This is a genomic window from Cytobacillus spongiae (genome assembly GCF_021390075.1).
Map to the genome: position 1 here is coordinate 547,029 of NZ_CP089998.1, position 14,171 is coordinate 561,199.

Annotated in this window: 16 protein-coding genes and 1 pseudogene; 9 read left to right on the forward strand and 8 right to left on the reverse strand. The window is 39.4% G+C overall.

All coding sequences use genetic code 11. The annotated features are described in order from the left end of the window. Positions 1–190 precede the first annotated feature (190 nt). Entirely contained in the window at positions 191–322 is a 132-nt protein-coding gene (locus LS684_RS23270) for a YuzL family protein (RefSeq protein ID WP_169215081.1), read from the reverse strand. A gap of 156 nt (positions 323–478) precedes the next feature. On the opposite strand from LS684_RS23270, the gene LS684_RS23275 reads away from it, so the two are divergent. From LS684_RS23275 to LS684_RS23285, 3 genes are read left to right on the forward strand one after another with little or no spacing between them, the layout of a single operon-like run. Beyond that, positions 479–1,993, forward strand: a complete 1,515-nt coding sequence (locus LS684_RS23275; protein WP_233812031.1) for a spore germination protein — start codon at positions 479–481, stop codon at positions 1,991–1,993. 11 nt (positions 1,994–2,004) lie between these two features. After that, entirely contained in the window at positions 2,005–3,108 is a 1,104-nt protein-coding gene (locus tag LS684_RS23280) for a GerAB/ArcD/ProY family transporter (RefSeq protein WP_169215082.1), read from the forward strand. 4 nt (positions 3,109–3,112) lie between these two features. Further along, complete coding sequence (locus LS684_RS23285; protein ID WP_225003339.1) at positions 3,113–4,246, forward strand: Ger(x)C family spore germination protein; 1,134 nt, start codon at positions 3,113–3,115, stop codon at positions 4,244–4,246. 34 nt (positions 4,247–4,280) lie between these two features. Here LS684_RS23285 and LS684_RS23290 read toward each other — a convergent pair whose 3' ends face one another. Continuing rightward, positions 4,281–4,628, reverse strand: coding sequence for a DUF1033 family protein (locus tag LS684_RS23290; RefSeq protein ID WP_233812032.1), 348 nt, complete (start codon positions 4,626–4,628; stop codon positions 4,281–4,283). Between the two features lie 171 nt (positions 4,629–4,799). On the opposite strand from LS684_RS23290, the gene LS684_RS23295 reads away from it, so the two are divergent. Further along, entirely contained in the window at positions 4,800–5,255 is a 456-nt protein-coding gene (locus tag LS684_RS23295; RefSeq protein ID WP_233812033.1) for a cupredoxin domain-containing protein, read from the forward strand. 79 nt (positions 5,256–5,334) lie between these two features. Here LS684_RS23295 and LS684_RS23300 read toward each other — a convergent pair whose 3' ends face one another. Then, the gene (locus LS684_RS23300; RefSeq protein WP_233812034.1) at positions 5,335–5,697 is read right to left on the reverse strand and encodes a fluoride efflux transporter FluC; all 363 of its coding nucleotides are present in this window, start codon (positions 5,695–5,697) and stop codon (positions 5,335–5,337) included. Next, positions 5,687–6,064, reverse strand: coding sequence for a fluoride efflux transporter FluC (locus tag LS684_RS23305; RefSeq protein WP_233812035.1), 378 nt, complete (start codon positions 6,062–6,064; stop codon positions 5,687–5,689). Before LS684_RS23305 ends, LS684_RS23300 begins: the two co-directional genes overlap by 11 nt. A gap of 462 nt (positions 6,065–6,526) precedes the next feature. Here LS684_RS23305 and LS684_RS24250 point away from each other — a divergent pair, with 462 nt between their 5' ends. The 3 genes and pseudogenes from LS684_RS24250 to LS684_RS24260 all read left to right on the forward strand — a co-directional run bounded on the left by LS684_RS24250 (position 6,527) and on the right by LS684_RS24260 (position 7,288). Next, the gene (locus tag LS684_RS24250; RefSeq protein ID WP_349293153.1) at positions 6,527–6,820 is read left to right on the forward strand and encodes a YidC/Oxa1 family membrane protein insertase; all 294 of its coding nucleotides are present in this window, start codon (positions 6,527–6,529) and stop codon (positions 6,818–6,820) included. Between the two features lie 50 nt (positions 6,821–6,870). Continuing rightward, positions 6,871–6,933 (forward strand): annotated as a pseudogene (locus LS684_RS24255) (hypothetical protein); the annotation flags it as partial. A gap of 67 nt (positions 6,934–7,000) precedes the next feature. Further along, positions 7,001–7,288 carry a YidC/Oxa1 family membrane protein insertase gene (locus LS684_RS24260; protein WP_349293154.1) on the forward strand — a complete coding sequence of 96 codons (288 nt, stop codon included), beginning with the start codon at positions 7,001–7,003 and terminating at the stop codon, positions 7,286–7,288. A 29-nt stretch (positions 7,289–7,317) separates the two neighbouring features. Here LS684_RS24260 and LS684_RS23315 read toward each other — a convergent pair whose 3' ends face one another. After that, a complete protein-coding gene (locus tag LS684_RS23315; protein WP_233812036.1) occupies positions 7,318–8,496 on the reverse strand; it encodes a D-alanyl-D-alanine carboxypeptidase family protein in 1,179 nt (392 codons plus the stop codon). Positions 8,497–8,749: 253 nt separating this feature from the next. On the opposite strand from LS684_RS23315, the gene LS684_RS23320 reads away from it, so the two are divergent. Beyond that, complete coding sequence (locus LS684_RS23320) at positions 8,750–9,379, forward strand: 5-bromo-4-chloroindolyl phosphate hydrolysis family protein (protein WP_225003347.1); 630 nt, start codon at positions 8,750–8,752, stop codon at positions 9,377–9,379. Positions 9,380–9,391: 12 nt separating this feature from the next. Beyond that, entirely contained in the window at positions 9,392–10,537 is a 1,146-nt protein-coding gene (locus LS684_RS23325; protein WP_225003348.1) for a toxic anion resistance protein, read from the forward strand. Between the two features lie 371 nt (positions 10,538–10,908). Here LS684_RS23325 and LS684_RS24190 read toward each other — a convergent pair whose 3' ends face one another. The 3 genes from LS684_RS24190 to LS684_RS23335 form a co-directional block, all read right to left on the reverse strand. Beyond that, positions 10,909–11,043, reverse strand: coding sequence for a hypothetical protein (locus tag LS684_RS24190; RefSeq protein WP_263627428.1), 135 nt, complete (start codon positions 11,041–11,043; stop codon positions 10,909–10,911). A gap of 163 nt (positions 11,044–11,206) precedes the next feature. Then, the gene (locus LS684_RS23330) at positions 11,207–13,126 is read right to left on the reverse strand and encodes a vWA domain-containing protein (protein WP_233812037.1); all 1,920 of its coding nucleotides are present in this window, start codon (positions 13,124–13,126) and stop codon (positions 11,207–11,209) included. A 10-nt stretch (positions 13,127–13,136) separates the two neighbouring features. Next, the gene (locus LS684_RS23335; RefSeq protein ID WP_233812038.1) at positions 13,137–14,018 is read right to left on the reverse strand and encodes an ATP-binding protein; all 882 of its coding nucleotides are present in this window, start codon (positions 14,016–14,018) and stop codon (positions 13,137–13,139) included. Between the last annotated feature and the right edge of the window lie 153 nt (positions 14,019–14,171).

Genomic DNA, 14,171 nt, shown 5'->3' on the forward strand with positions numbered 1-14,171 from the left:
CCTTGCTATGCTTTCTAACAGGAAAAAATAATGATTGTGGTTAATGATTCGGCAGATAGTATGTGGACATTTATGTGTAGCCAGATTAATGGGAACCATATCTACGATTATTTCCATTATACCATACTTCACTCGAATTTAATATACGAACTCCTAAGTAAAGGAAATATTCAGCTTATGTAATGAAGTCCTATTTCTTCGTTCTGCTCCTGGAAGACTCAACCTTTACTCCCCCCGGTAATTCACGATTCGTGACACCTTGTCCTTCCACTTGAGAGGAACCTAATACAGCCTTTGACGGATCTTTTTTCTTTTTACTCATTTTCTTCACCTCCATCACTACCTTCCCCCACAAGTTAACCTTTTATGTATGAATGAAATCTATTTCCTTATAAATGAAAAGTACAACGACAAGTGAGTAATTAATGATTTGGTGGGAAGCCTAAATGGTAAATCGAGATTTAGGGTGTTGAGTTGTGTGTTTAGACGAAAAAATGTGAAGAAAGAGATAGATGAAGGATATCCCCACAGCTTTGATATCGAAACGTTTCATCAAGAGATACTCTCCTTGGTTAGCAACAGCGAGGATTTAGTCGTAAGAACCATTAGCATTGATGATGTGAGGATTGCAGTCGTGTATTTTGACGATTTAATCAATACAGCCTATATGCAGGATAGTCTGATCAAACCACTGGAGGAGCTTTCAGGTGAGATTGACTACCACTCTATCCACAATTCGATTCATATCGCAAAAATTACGGTTACCAATCAGATAAACGATGTCGTGAATAATCTTGTGAACGGAACTGCTTATGTCTTTAAGGAAAATGACACCTACGGTATTTTAGCTGATGTTGCAGACAAAGGTACAAGAGGTTTGGAAAAGGCAGAAACAGAATCCCTTGTGTTCGGTCCTAAAATAGCATTTACAGAATCCATCACGAAGAATTTGAACCTGATCCGTTCAAATATCAACGATCCTAAATTGTGTGTAGAAACTTTTACAATTGGAAAAAGAACAAAGAAAAAAGTTCAGATGATCTATATCAAGGATATTGCAGAGGAAGAAAACGTCAATAATTTCAGACAGCGCATCACGGATCTTGAAATTGACAGTATTATTGATTCGACTGTGCTTGCCCAAATGATTGAAGACAACTCTTTTACATTCTTCCCTCAATTGATGACATCAGAGTTGCCAGACCGGTGTACCCTCTCTCTCCTTCACGGGAAGATTTGCTTACTGGTTGACAGAAGTCCTACAGCGATTATCGGTCCCTCCACCTTCATAAATTTCTTCGAATCGACGGAAGATATTTACATGAGATGGAATATGGGGACATTTCTAAGATTGATCCGGTTCATTGCGATTTTTTTTTCTATCCTTCTTACTCCCGCTTATGTAGCGGTGTTAACGTATCATTATGAAGTGATACCATCCGCTCTCTTGATTTCCCTCGGGCAGTCAAGATCCAACGTTCCTTTTCCGCCTGTCTTTGAAGCTCTTCTTTTCGAATTTATAATAGAGCTTTTAAGAGAGGCAGGGGCAAGATTGCCCACTAAGGTTGGGCAGACGATGGGGATAGTCGGAGGGATCGTCATCGGACAGGCATCGGTTCAAGCTGGTTTCACTAGTAACATCTTAATCATTATCATTTCCATTTCAGCACTGGGATCTTTTACGGCCCCAAGCTATACGATTGGAACTGCTGTAAGAATCATCCGGTTTCCCATCATCATCATGGCAGGCTTATATGGTGGGGTCGGGATTATGTTTTGCTTTTGCTTTATCCTCCTTCATTTGCTGAAAGTGACGACTTTGGGAAGACCTTATTTGTCACCGATATACCCTTTTAGGTTCGCAGACTTTAAGTATAGTTTATTCCGCCTGCCTTATCAGTACTTAGTCAAGAGGCCCGTTACGAATCATCCAGTAGATCAGGGGAGAATCCCTGAAAAGAAAGCAAAGCAAAAGAAAGACGTTGATCAGTAAGGATGAAGTGAATGGATATTAATCTTAATCCGAATAGGCAGTTAATGGTGAATGCTTTTTTAGTCATGTTTATTTTACATTCTGCTCAGACAGGTGTAGGAATTGCAGGCTTACCACGTGTGATCTTCGCTGAAGCGAATCGGGATGCTTGGATCTCCATTATCATTGCTGGAATGGTTGTGTCAATAGTCGTCACAATCATGGTGAAAATGCTTGAAACCTATAATAGCGCTGATCTTTACGGCATCCATATGGATCTTTATGGAAAATGGGTCAGTAAAGCTTTCAATAGCCTCTATATAGGTTACTACCTTTGTGTCACCTATGTCATTCTGATGAATTATATTGAAATGGTCCAAGCGTGGATATTCCCCAAAATGCCAACATGGCTTTTAATGGGGTTGTTGATTTTTTTAATGGTCTATGGGGTATTAGGTGGCGTACGGGTCGTTGTCGGGGTTTCTTTCCTTGGTGTCATCTTCTCATTCTGGCTTTTGTTCATGTTTTATACCCCTGTGAAACACATAGACATTACACACATCCTACCTGTGTGGACCTCTTCTTATAAGGAAATTATGATGGGGGTATATAAATCCAGTTTTACTCTTGTTGGATTTGAACTCTTATTATTCATCTATCCTTATATTAAGGAAAAAGAAAAGGTTTTGAAATATTCCTTGATAGGTGTCGGGTATTCCACTTTATTTTTTACATTCGTAACTGTTATTAGTATCGGATTTTTCTCGGAAGACGCCCTGGAAAAGACCATTTGGCCCGTACTTTCCATGTTCAAAATAGTAAGGATCCCAAACCTCGAACGTTTTGAATTTATTGCGGTATCCTTTTGGATGCTCGTCATCCTACCAAACATCTGTTTATATTTCTGGGCGTGTTCACGAGGGATGAAGAGGGTTTTCAATTTCTCCCAAAAGAAGGCCATTTACATCTTTGCCATTCTTCTTTGGATATTATCACTCTTTGTAAGCGACCGTCTCACCATGAATACCATTACGGATAAAGTCGGAACCATCAGTTTTATTCTCTCATTTGTGTATCCTTGTTTCTTGTTTCTCCTCGTTAAACTTAAATACTTTGTAAAAAGAAAAAAGGTGTGAATCTATGAATAGATTATTCCTCCTCCTTATCATTTCAACATTGCTTCTCAGCAGTTGTGTAGAGAATAAATATCTTGAGAAGCTTGGTTTGATAACAGCTGTCGGGTATGACGAGGGTAATGGTGAAAAGATCAAAGGAACATTGGTCCTATACCAGTTTAACCCTGCAATGGATGATGTGGAAAAGATTCTTACCAGCTCAGCCAAGACCACCAAAGGTATACTATTATCTCAAAATTTGGAGACGGATCATACGTTGGTTTCAGGTCAACTCAGGATTGCCGTTTACGGACGTGAGCTTGCGGAGAATGGAATAGCTCCTTTGGTTGATACATTGGTGAGGGATTCATCGATTGGGAATATGGTATATTTGGCTATCGCTGATACTTCGGCAGAAGAGATCCTTTCCTTTCCTATGGAAGAAAAGACATCCAACATGGGAACGTACCTTTATAACTTAGTCCGGCAAAACGTCGAATCAGAGCTGCTCGTTACTCCTACCCTCCAAGAATTCATCACAGATTATGGCAGTGTAGGGAAAGATCCCATCCTCCCTTTATTTAAGGCATCTGACGGCAAGGTTGGTGTTGAGGGCTTTGCTTTATTCAAAGAAGATAAGTTCATAAAGGAACTGGATAAAGACAAAATCTTCTATATCCGTTCGCTTATGGAAGACTTTAAAGCAGGTACGATTGAGATTGAATTGCCACTTGAAAAATTTAAGCCTTTTTTAACCAACTCTCATTCCGGGGAGGAAGAAGAAAGTGTTTACATCATGATTGATAGTATCAAATCATTTTACAAGATAAAAGACAAAGCCAAGGATATTCCTGAATTTAACGTAGAGCTGAATATGAAAGCACGATTGCTTGAAATGTCTGAGGAAATGAACCTATCAGATCCGAAAACCCTGAGATTCCTGGAAAAAGAAATCGGCCAATATATCGAAGATAGAATGAAAGAAACAATTAAGATGCTTCAATCAGAAGGAACAGATCCTATAGGATTCGGGATGGTGTACAAAAGTAAGAGGGGACACGAGAAAATAAGCAGGGAAAAGTGGAAAGACATTTACAAACAGGCCTCTTTCAACGTTAAAGTAAAGAATACAATCATTCGTACTGGGGTCATTGATTAAATTGAAAAGGGTCTAACTGTGGTTAGACCCCTTTCTAGACCCATTCAATTTGTGCGCCAATTTTCTTGAGATCCAGTTCGTCCATATCCATTGGACGATCATTCTCAAAAATAATCAATCCATGATACACCTGTAAATCATCATCACAAGCTTCACAAAAGAATATTTCTTCAGGGTTCCAAAACGCAATGGCATTCAATCTTTTGGCCTTTGAATTGGGATATAATGCACTAAGACGCTTTACTTCCGCCTGATACTTTTTCATAGCTTCATCCTTCGAATGATATGTCCATTCATGAACGATATCTTTTTGCCAGCCTTCAAAAAACCACCAAGGCTCTGCATCACTTTTTGTTGTCATCACTCGCCAGGAAACTTTCAATGCTTCACCCTCCTTAAATCCATGACCAAATTGTACATAAAATCCCACAGAAAGAAAACTATTTGATACATGCTTTTAAAGATCATGAGCAAGTTTTCCCCTGTACAAGCATAGGCTTAATTAGAAAATGATTAACGTTTGCTTGTACACATGACTTAGGGGGGGATCCAATTGAATTTTATCGTATTAAGAAAAGGTCCGATCATTGCTATACTGGTAACGATTATGGTCATAACAGTCGGGACGATATGGGCTTTGAACTCTAATAATTCTTATCCTACTGTTTCAATTTCAGAAAGTGCGGGCGAGAAACAAGTCTTCCAGCTCGTCACCGGAGAATTCAAGTCAGAAACCGTTTCCGGAAAAGAGCTGGAAGCCTATCGATGGGACCCAGGGACGATTGTAGTCGAGAAAGACATCCCGGTGGAATTGAGGATCTACGGGGTGAATGGGATGGAACATCCCTTTTATATTGAAGGTACGGATATTAAAGGAATGGTGAAAAAAGGAGAAGAAACCGTAATAAACGTCACGTTCTCAAAAGAAGGGACCTATAGACTGATTTGTGAGACTCATGAAACCATAGATCGTAATGGACCTATGATTGCCTATATTGTGGTTGACTGACAATGTTGAATATATGATGGGATCTAAAGCGCTTCCGTTGGCTCTGCTTTAGATCCCTTTTGAAAGGTGCAATGGATGATCACTTAAATACAAGACCAATCATATAGCCTGCCACCCCAAATCCCAATCCAATGATATAACTGCCAAAGAAATAGATAAGGCCCCATTTGAGATTGTCTTGAAGAAGCTTTAATGTTTCCCAATTAAAGGTGGAAAAGGTGGTAAAAGATCCACAAAAACCGACTCCTAAAAAGAACATTGTGTCCTCCCCGGAACCATTACCGATCAATAACCCTAATAACATGGATCCCAATGCATTGATAAATAAGGTTGCCTTTGGAAAACTGGACGTGCTCCAATTTTTAATGGCATTGGCCATCAGGAAGCGTCCAATGGCCCCTAAACTGCCTCCGAATGCAATTAGAATTAGATTAACCCCCATGCACAAGCCCCCCTCTCTTCCTGCCAATCAAAATTCCAATCCAAGCAAATAGAAGGCCCCCCATGGAAGTGAAGGCAAAATATATGAGGAAAGAAACCCATTGTTTTTCGATCAAAAAGGCCAATAACTCAATGCTCAGCGTGGAGAAAGTTGTAAAAGAGCCCAAAAACCCAGTAGCTATTAATAAATATGCTTTTTCATTTTTTGCGGACCATTTGGAATAAAAATATGCCAACAGAAAACTTCCCAGAAGATTCGCTGTCAGTGTTGCAAAAGGGAAACCACTTTCAATGGTCAGGAAGTAACTGACACTCCATCTGGATACACTCCCCATTGTTCCTCCAATTCCGACTAAAAAGTATCTCATTTTGGACATCATCCCAATTTCCTCAGATATTTTTTGAAACCTTTTGCCTATGAAACCGTATGTAAAGCTAACTGCATCATTGTATGGGTAAGCTGTATAATTGAACTGATTTATATGTATAAAACGTAAATAAAGGAGCCGCAACCATTGACATTTATCATTATACAAGACTTGATGGACTTTTTCTTAAGTCCGTTGCATTTAAGTCTTGTACTCTTATTCTTTATCACGTTCATATGGCATCGCTTCCCTCCTGCATTTCAGCTTTCTGCACAACCTTATGATCACAATGCTGAAGGAACCGTTCCTTTAACGTTGTCTGTTTCAGCGATCAACATTATACCTAACGTAATCAGATTTACTACATGTATGAAATTACAATTTTATCCTGACGATAATGATGATGAAACCTCTTCTGAAAGTTTGTGAATAAGAAGCAAATTAACAGAGGAGGAATCATCATTGAAGAACATTTCATTCATTTTAATCTTCGTACTATTGACATTATCAGGATGCCAAAGCGCTACAGCTGATGGAGCATTCTTTCATGACTATCTCGTACACCCGTTTTCATTCCTCATCCATGAAATAGGTACCTATTTGGATGGTAACTTTGGGCTTGCTATCATGATCATCACCCTTCTGATTCGAATCGTTCTTTTCCCCTTCATGCTTAAAACGTATAAGGCACAGCAGGAAATGAGAGGCAAAATGGCTAATCTGAAGCCTGAGATGGGTGAAATTAACAAAAAATGAAAGAAGCCAAAACGAAAGACGAACAGATGCACCTGCAGCATGAGATGATGATGGTTTACCGGAAACACGAAGTAAACCCTCTTAGTACGGGCTTTCTCCCTTTCTTGTTTCAAACCCCGATTCTGATAGGGTTATACTACGCGATCCGGTCTTCATCTGAAATAGCAAGCCACTCTTTTTTTGTGGTTTCATCTAGGGCAGCCCGATTTTTCCATGGCCGTGATCGCCGGATTGGTGTATTTAGTTCAAGCAAGGACTGCACTGATGACTATTCCCGCAGATCAGGTGACTCAAATGAAAGGAATAAGTTATCTTTCACCCATAATGATCTTCATCTTTTCATTTAATGCACCATCTGCCTTACCTCTCTATTGGACGGTCGGAGGGGCGTTCCTTATCTTACAAACGGTGATAGGTAAGAATCTTTACCATCAACCAAAAGGATTGAAAAAGCAAGAAAGCCAATAAAACAGGGCCTCTTTGGCCCTTTTTTATCGTTATTTATTGAATGACCCTATTCGAAAGATGGAAATCCCTGCGATGAAAAGAAGGATCAGATAAATAAAGAACGGATAAAACAATTGTTGTTGATTTAACTCCCATTTGTTAAAGAATCCAGTACTTTCCCGAGAGGCAATTGACTCTTCCTGCTTTACAGAAGAGTTCTTCTCAGGAATCAGTCTGGCTGTATCCATTATTACTTGATCTTCATTATACAGCGTCAACACCCCATCGCTGTCGAGTTTCTCAGTGAACTTTCCATTCTCAGGCTGAGTATATTGAAAATCCTCAGAAACCTTAAAAGAAGCCCCCTCAAATTGAAAGATCGTATCCTTTGGAATATAGCTTCGGATGAAGTTATTTAGTCCATAATCAAGTAGTTTCGTTGTATCTGAATAGATTGCTGTTTTAGTCTGGGCCTTCATCGTAACAACTACAATAGAAAGATCCTTATTCTCAGCGGAAGTCACCAGAGTATGTTTGGATTCATCAACAAATCCATTCTTCCCGCCGGTCACTTGCGGATAAGGAAGTTCTCCTTTCACCATTTTGTGATGATTGTAAAGAGTGGTATTCCATCCTTCAGTAGACCAATCAATGGACTTCAAACTAAATAATCTTTTAAAATCATTGTTGTTCAAGGCATAGCTTGTAATCAATCCCATGTCATACGCTGTGGTAAAATGATTTTTGCCGAACAATCCATGAGGATTCTCAAAATGTGTATCTTTCACCCCCACCCGTTCCTCCAAATACTTGTTTAATTTTTCTGCAAACGTCTGGACGGAACCCTCAGTATGTTCAGCAATGGCCACTGCGGCATCATTCCCCGAGTTGACCATCAATCCTTGCAGCAGCTGCTCCAGGGACACTCTTTCCCCTGCTTCCAGATAAACAGTGGATCCCTCTGCATTACTTGCTTTCTCGCTTATTTCAACCTGATCATTCAGGTTCCCATGCTCTATGGCATAAATCGCTGTCGCAATTTTTGTAATGCTTGCAGGATTCATTCGTTTAGTCGAATTTTTTGAATACAACACACTCTTTGTTTTAGAATCTATGATAATAGCTGAATCGCTAAATAAATTTTCTGGTTTTTTTACATTACTTTCCTGCGCTGTTACCGTGGAAGCAGAATAGAGGAACAGTACCAGCACAACGAACCATTTTTTCATATATCCACACACCTGTCTTGTCATTGTACTAACCCATTCTACCAAAAAATCATTTCTTTTAATCAAGAATGTGAGAAATGTTAAGAAATTGAAAGAATGATGTAAATTCCTGACATACTCCTTTCGCCCATAGATGTAGCGAATATTTCCATTTGGCCCTGAATTACATTAGAATAAAAGCAGACAATATGAAACCTATTGTCATGGTAAATCGTACTTAATGGTAAGCATCTTTATTAAGGGGTAGATGAACATGAATACATTTCTTCAGTTTTCAGTAAGATCGGTCATCTCTTTCATTGTTGGGACGAGTAGCTTTATCCCCTACTTACTCCTATTTGATATAGGATTTCCACTTACATTTTTATCAAGTCTTGGGACCGGTATTCTGGTCTTCTTCATCACCAAGGGTATTCAGAAGAGATGGTGGCTTAATAAAAATGGACTTTCCTCACAGGAATTTCGCTATATAAACAAGAATTTAAAAGAAGCCAAAGAAAAAGTAAAACGGCTCCAGAAGCAACAGTTAAAAGTCCGATCACTCGGTGCCTTCAAGCAGATCCTTGAACTGAACCGTTTGAGCAGAAGAATTTATCAATTAGTGAAGAAAGAACCGAAACGATTCTTTTCCGCGGAATCCTTCTTCTTCTACCATCTGGATTCCGTTGTTGAAATATCTGAAAAATATACCTTCCTTGCTGCTCAACCAGGTAAAAATAAAGAAGCTTTCTTATCTCTTCAACAAACCCGGACGACCTTGGACGACCTCACAGTTTCATTGGAAAAAGATTTACAAAATGTTCTAGCAAACGATATGGATACTTTACAATTTGAACTAAACTTTGCCAATCAACACTTGTCGAATAAAAAAGACTTAAAATAGATTTTAGGAGGTATGAATATGGAGCAACGAAATGAACAATCAGAACTGGATATGCTGATTTCCAATCCATTTGGGGAGGAAGTCCCCCTTGTCAAAGACCAAACAAAGTCTCCTTTATTACTTGACCGCTTACCCAAAGAGCAACAAGAAAAAGCCAGGCATCTCGCTGAGCAGATTGATTACAAAGACTATGAGGCCATATTAAAGTACGGTACTGCCGCACAGTCTCAGCTTTCCACTTTCTCACACTCCATGCTTGAACATGTTCAAAAAAGAGACATCGGTCCGATAGGTGATGTGTTAAGTGATTTAATGAAGAAGCTCGAGCAAATGAATCCTGATGAACTAAATACGAAACAAAGAGGCGTGTTTAAAAGGTTCTTCCGTAAAGTCTCTTCATCTTTACAAGAAGTTTTATCAAAGTATCAAAAAATCGGTTCTCAAATTGATCGAATATCAGTCAGACTGGAACATTCGAAGAAAACATTGCTCGATGACAATCGTCTACTGGAAACCTTATATGAAAAAAACAGGGACTATTTTCAAGCCCTTAATATGTACATTGCCGCAGCTGAAATCAAACGGGATGAAATTCAGCATACCCTTCTTCCATCATTGCGTAAAAAAGCAGAGGAAACGGATGATGAGCTGGTTTACCAGGAAGTAAATGACACGATGCAATTTCTTGATCGCTTGGATAAGCGTATCCATGATTTGAAATTAAGCCGTCAAATGACGATCCAATCAGCACCGCAAATCCGTTTGATTCAGAATACCAATCAGGCACTTGCCGAAAAGATTCAGGCCTCTGTGCTCACAGCTATTCCCTTGTGGAAAAATCAGATTGCCATCGCTCTCACCCTACTGAATCAACAGAAGGCTGTAGCTGCACAAAAACAAGTATCACGTACCACTAATGATCTTCTATTGAAGAATTCAGAAATGCTAAAGACGAACAGCATCGAAACGGCAAAGGAAAATGAACGGGGAATCATAGATATTGAAACATTAAAGAAAACCCAGGAAAATCTTATTTCCACCATCGAGGAAACATTGGCTATTCAAGCTGAAGGCAGACAGAAGAGACAGCAGGCCGAACAGGAGATGGTCACGATGGAAAACGACCTCAAGCAAAAACTGATTGAGATCAGGAAGTAACAGATGAATGGAATGATACAGGAATTACATCGAGGTCTCAAACTTCTTTAAGAAGTAAAAAGCTAACGGCCATTAAAGGCTCGTTAGCTTCTTTTATTGTTGTATGTTGAGTTCTCTACATCAGCTTATGAGCGATTAAGAAATGCCTCTTTTCGTAAACATTGTTGATTGACACATTTAGCTACATCACTACGAATTTTTCAAGATGGAGAGGCTCAGCCGAACACCAGCTGAAAGCGGGGCAGTTCCCCTTACCCTTCAGCCCCTACTAACTGAAAGAATAGTGCAGAGATGATGGTAAATGCAACAATAGCCGGGAAAAGAGTGTAAAAAAAAATATGTCCCATTTCGGACATGAAACATATGAATCATTACAGATTTTTTAACCAGTGCGAAAAATATTTCTTCTTATAGGCTTTCTCTCTCTTCCACCCATATTGATTCAGATTGTGATTAAGTCTATGGTATTCATCAATGACGACATTCATATCAGAAAGATTGTTCATCTTCCACAACTCCTTTCATTCTGGTACTTTCAGTATATTCCAGTTAAAAGGAATCTGGATGGGATGGATGATTGATTCTGACTCATCCTAAAGTCTGATTTGTATTCATCCTCACATAAAAAACCGACTGCATGTATAACAAGCAGTCGGTTTCACATCTCATCTAGATACTTTTGTACAAAAGCTTTCTCAATAAAGGAAATAACACTTCAGGAAGTTCTTCTACATCTGAAACAAGGATACTGAAATTCCCGTAAATATTCTGAATGGTTTTTCTTTGTCCCTCATCAATTTCACCGTTGGCTAAAAAGACGTTGATGACTTCTATCCCCTGTTTTCTTGCGTCTAATACGGCTTCATGAGTATCAACAATCCCATTTTGTTCATAATCCATTGCTGCAGGCTCACCATCTGAAAAGACAAGAAGGAATTTCTGTTTTTCGGTCCGTTTAAGAATTCTTTCTGTCATTAAACGGATAGCAAATCCATCCCTGTTATCTTCTTCTGGCTGGAGCTGCATGATCTCTGAACCACTTCCAGGCTTCAGAGACGAGTTAAAATTCAGCACAGGATTCATATAATTTGGTTGACTGGTCTTGGTAGCTTTGTTCGTATCTTCCCAGAAACCTACAACTTCATGTGGAACCCGGACAGATTTTAATGATTCATGAAATAACGTAATGCCAAGCTTCGTTTGATCCATTTTATCGTACATGGAACCTGAACAGTCTACCAATAGTGAAAAAACAGCGTCAATTTCAGAAGACGGATTGTGCTTTTTATAAAACAGTCTTGGATTATCGTCTGTTATAAAACGTAATAACTTTTTGTTCAGTCTGCCAAAGTGCAAATCAGTTCGAGGCTGAATTCTCTTGTGTTCCAATGTCTTTTCGATCATTTTTTGAAGTTTCTTTTGATAAGGAGCGATTAAACTCTTATTATGATTGTACCCATTCTTCTCGTCTATGGTTGGGACGGAAGGAGTCAGGAAATGAGGGACGGCAAACTTATTATCTTTACCAAGGGCACTTTCACCACTTCCAAGATTCTCTTTCTCCCGCTCCTGTGCTTTGACATTTTGGTACTGCTCCTGCTCCGTCTCCTGGGCCGACCCCTGTACCATAGCCATCGCCTGGTCACCATCGTCACCTTCACGTACACCTTCCCCCATCAGGTCCGATTGAGAGCCTTGATCAAGATCAAATTGTAGAAAGGATTCTCCTTTGTCGCTCGTTTCTCTGTGCCAGGTACGGAATTCTTCATCCATCACTTCTTCTTCTCCTGTACTCTCTTCTTCCAGCACATCTGTATTCTGAAGGGGATCTTTTCTCTTTAAATCTTCGAAGGTATCAGGAGAAGGCCCCTCCATATGATACACATCTTCCGGTAAGTGGAAGTATTCATTTAACATATCTCTTCTAACGATTTCATCTACTACTTCCACCATTTCAAAGCACACCTTCCCCACATCTTCCGTCGAGCGGGTTTCGAATAAGCGTGTTACTTGCCGATGAAGAAAAGGCATAGCCAAATCGATATCTTCATTTATCCCGACTGGTTCAACCATTGGGGATTGTGCATGAAGCAGAAGGAATAAGGAATTGAATAGTGCATCTGTAAAAACACTTTTCGTTAAGTTTACTGTAAGCTGTGCTTCAAAGTGCTGACGATATAATTCCCGTCTTATTTCAAAAGACTTCGTAGTTCCTGGACGCTTGGATTTGCAAATTTCTTCCAAGCGAATTTCTTCCCCGATGACAAATAACTGTTTGGCAAATCGAGGAACAGAAGTTGATTTCACCTTATTGATATAATCGATTACCTCTTCCTTTGAGGTTTCATGGAGATTACCAACCGTCCTTAAATAGATATCACTTTTTAAGCCGTGTACTTCTTCCTCTTTTTTTCGATGATCCCAGAAATGACTGACATATACCGTTGATTTCTTATAATCAAGATAAGAAAACGGTCCATATTTCAAAGTCATATCTGCATCTTTGGAAAGGGTTTTTGTTAGATCGGTCATTTCCATCACAAGAAAAGAATCTATGGTTTCATCATTGAATTGAATAAATCGATGCATTACATGTCCCTCATTCAAATAAGGTTTCTGCTATATTCTGAATAGCTGCTTTTTCTCTTTCATCTTCCAATTTATCAACAATCCCCCGTTGTATAGCCCTTTTTGCCGGTAGGTAAACTGCAAGGTCACAAGCATCTAAAAGAGCCCGGATGGAAGCCGCCTCCTCTGAAATCTGGCCGTTTTTGACTTGGACCAATAAATCTGATGACAGGTCTACAAATTGGGTGATGAGCTTTGAATCAGAGAGCTTGCTTTGACTTTGAATGACACTCTTTAATGTTTCCCCTTCAATGTAAGGTACATCAATGACCACAAACCGGTTTTTTAACGCTTCATTTAATGGTACAGTTCCTACATATCCTTCATTGATGGCGGCAACTACGCCGAATGTAGGTGAAGCTTTTATGATTTCCCCTGTAAATGGGTTGGTGATGCTTCTACGGTAATCCAACACCCCATTTAATATCGGCAGGGTCTCAGGCTTGGCCATATTAATTTCATCAATATAAAGTAGATGGCCATTTTTCATCGCCTGAATGACAGGACCCTCGATGAATTCAATGGTGGTTTTCCCATCTTTTTCGCTGATTGTTTTATACCCCAACAATGCTTCTGCATCCAAATCAACCGAACAATTAATGCTGTGCATCGGTTGTGAGAAGATGGATGACAGGGTATCGGACAGCTTCGTTTTACCTGAACCTGTTGGTCCTTTCAGGAGAAGATTTTTACCCATGGAGAGGGAGATGATACTATCTTCGATAATATGGTCTTCACTTGCCGTATATCCGCCTTCTCCAATTAAAGAGGAGTGGGCAGTTGAAGAGAATAACTGTCTTCTTTCGTTTATTGTCTGAGTTACCGTTTCTGGTAATATACGTTCAACATTCATGTTTTGACATCCTTTCCATTTCACATATAAGACATTCTACATGTAAAAACCCTTACACTGCAAAGGCTCTGTTTGTTTTATGCTGGTAAACTTGCCTTTTGGCTTTATCTAAGCCTACAATAATCTAAAAAATTTAAAAAACACCCTCTATAG

Coding starts and splice junctions, on each gene's coding strand:
- LS684_RS24190 (WP_263627428.1), bottom strand. CDS start 11,043: ATGAACAATCTTTCTGATATGAATGTCGTCATTGATGAATACCATAGA.
- LS684_RS23320 (WP_225003347.1), top strand. CDS start 8,750: ATGAATACATTTCTTCAGTTTTCAGTAAGATCGGTCATCTCTTTCATT.
- LS684_RS23280 (WP_169215082.1), top strand. CDS start 2,005: ATGGATATTAATCTTAATCCGAATAGGCAGTTAATGGTGAATGCTTTT.
- LS684_RS23325 (WP_225003348.1), top strand. CDS start 9,392: ATGAATATGGAGCAACGAAATGAACAATCAGAACTGGATATGCTGATT.
- LS684_RS23270 (WP_169215081.1), bottom strand. CDS start 322: ATGAGTAAAAAGAAAAAAGATCCGTCAAAGGCTGTATTAGGTTCCTCT.
- LS684_RS23305 (WP_233812035.1), bottom strand. CDS start 6,064: ATGAGATACTTTTTAGTCGGAATTGGAGGAACAATGGGGAGTGTATCC.
- LS684_RS23300 (WP_233812034.1), bottom strand. CDS start 5,697: ATGGGGGTTAATCTAATTCTAATTGCATTCGGAGGCAGTTTAGGGGCC.
- LS684_RS23335 (WP_233812038.1), bottom strand. CDS start 14,018: ATGAATGTTGAACGTATATTACCAGAAACGGTAACTCAGACAATAAAC.
- LS684_RS23285 (WP_225003339.1), top strand. CDS start 3,113: ATGAATAGATTATTCCTCCTCCTTATCATTTCAACATTGCTTCTCAGC.
- LS684_RS23330 (WP_233812037.1), bottom strand. CDS start 13,126: ATGCATCGATTTATTCAATTCAATGATGAAACCATAGATTCTTTTCTT.
- LS684_RS23315 (WP_233812036.1), bottom strand. CDS start 8,496: ATGAAAAAATGGTTCGTTGTGCTGGTACTGTTCCTCTATTCTGCTTCC.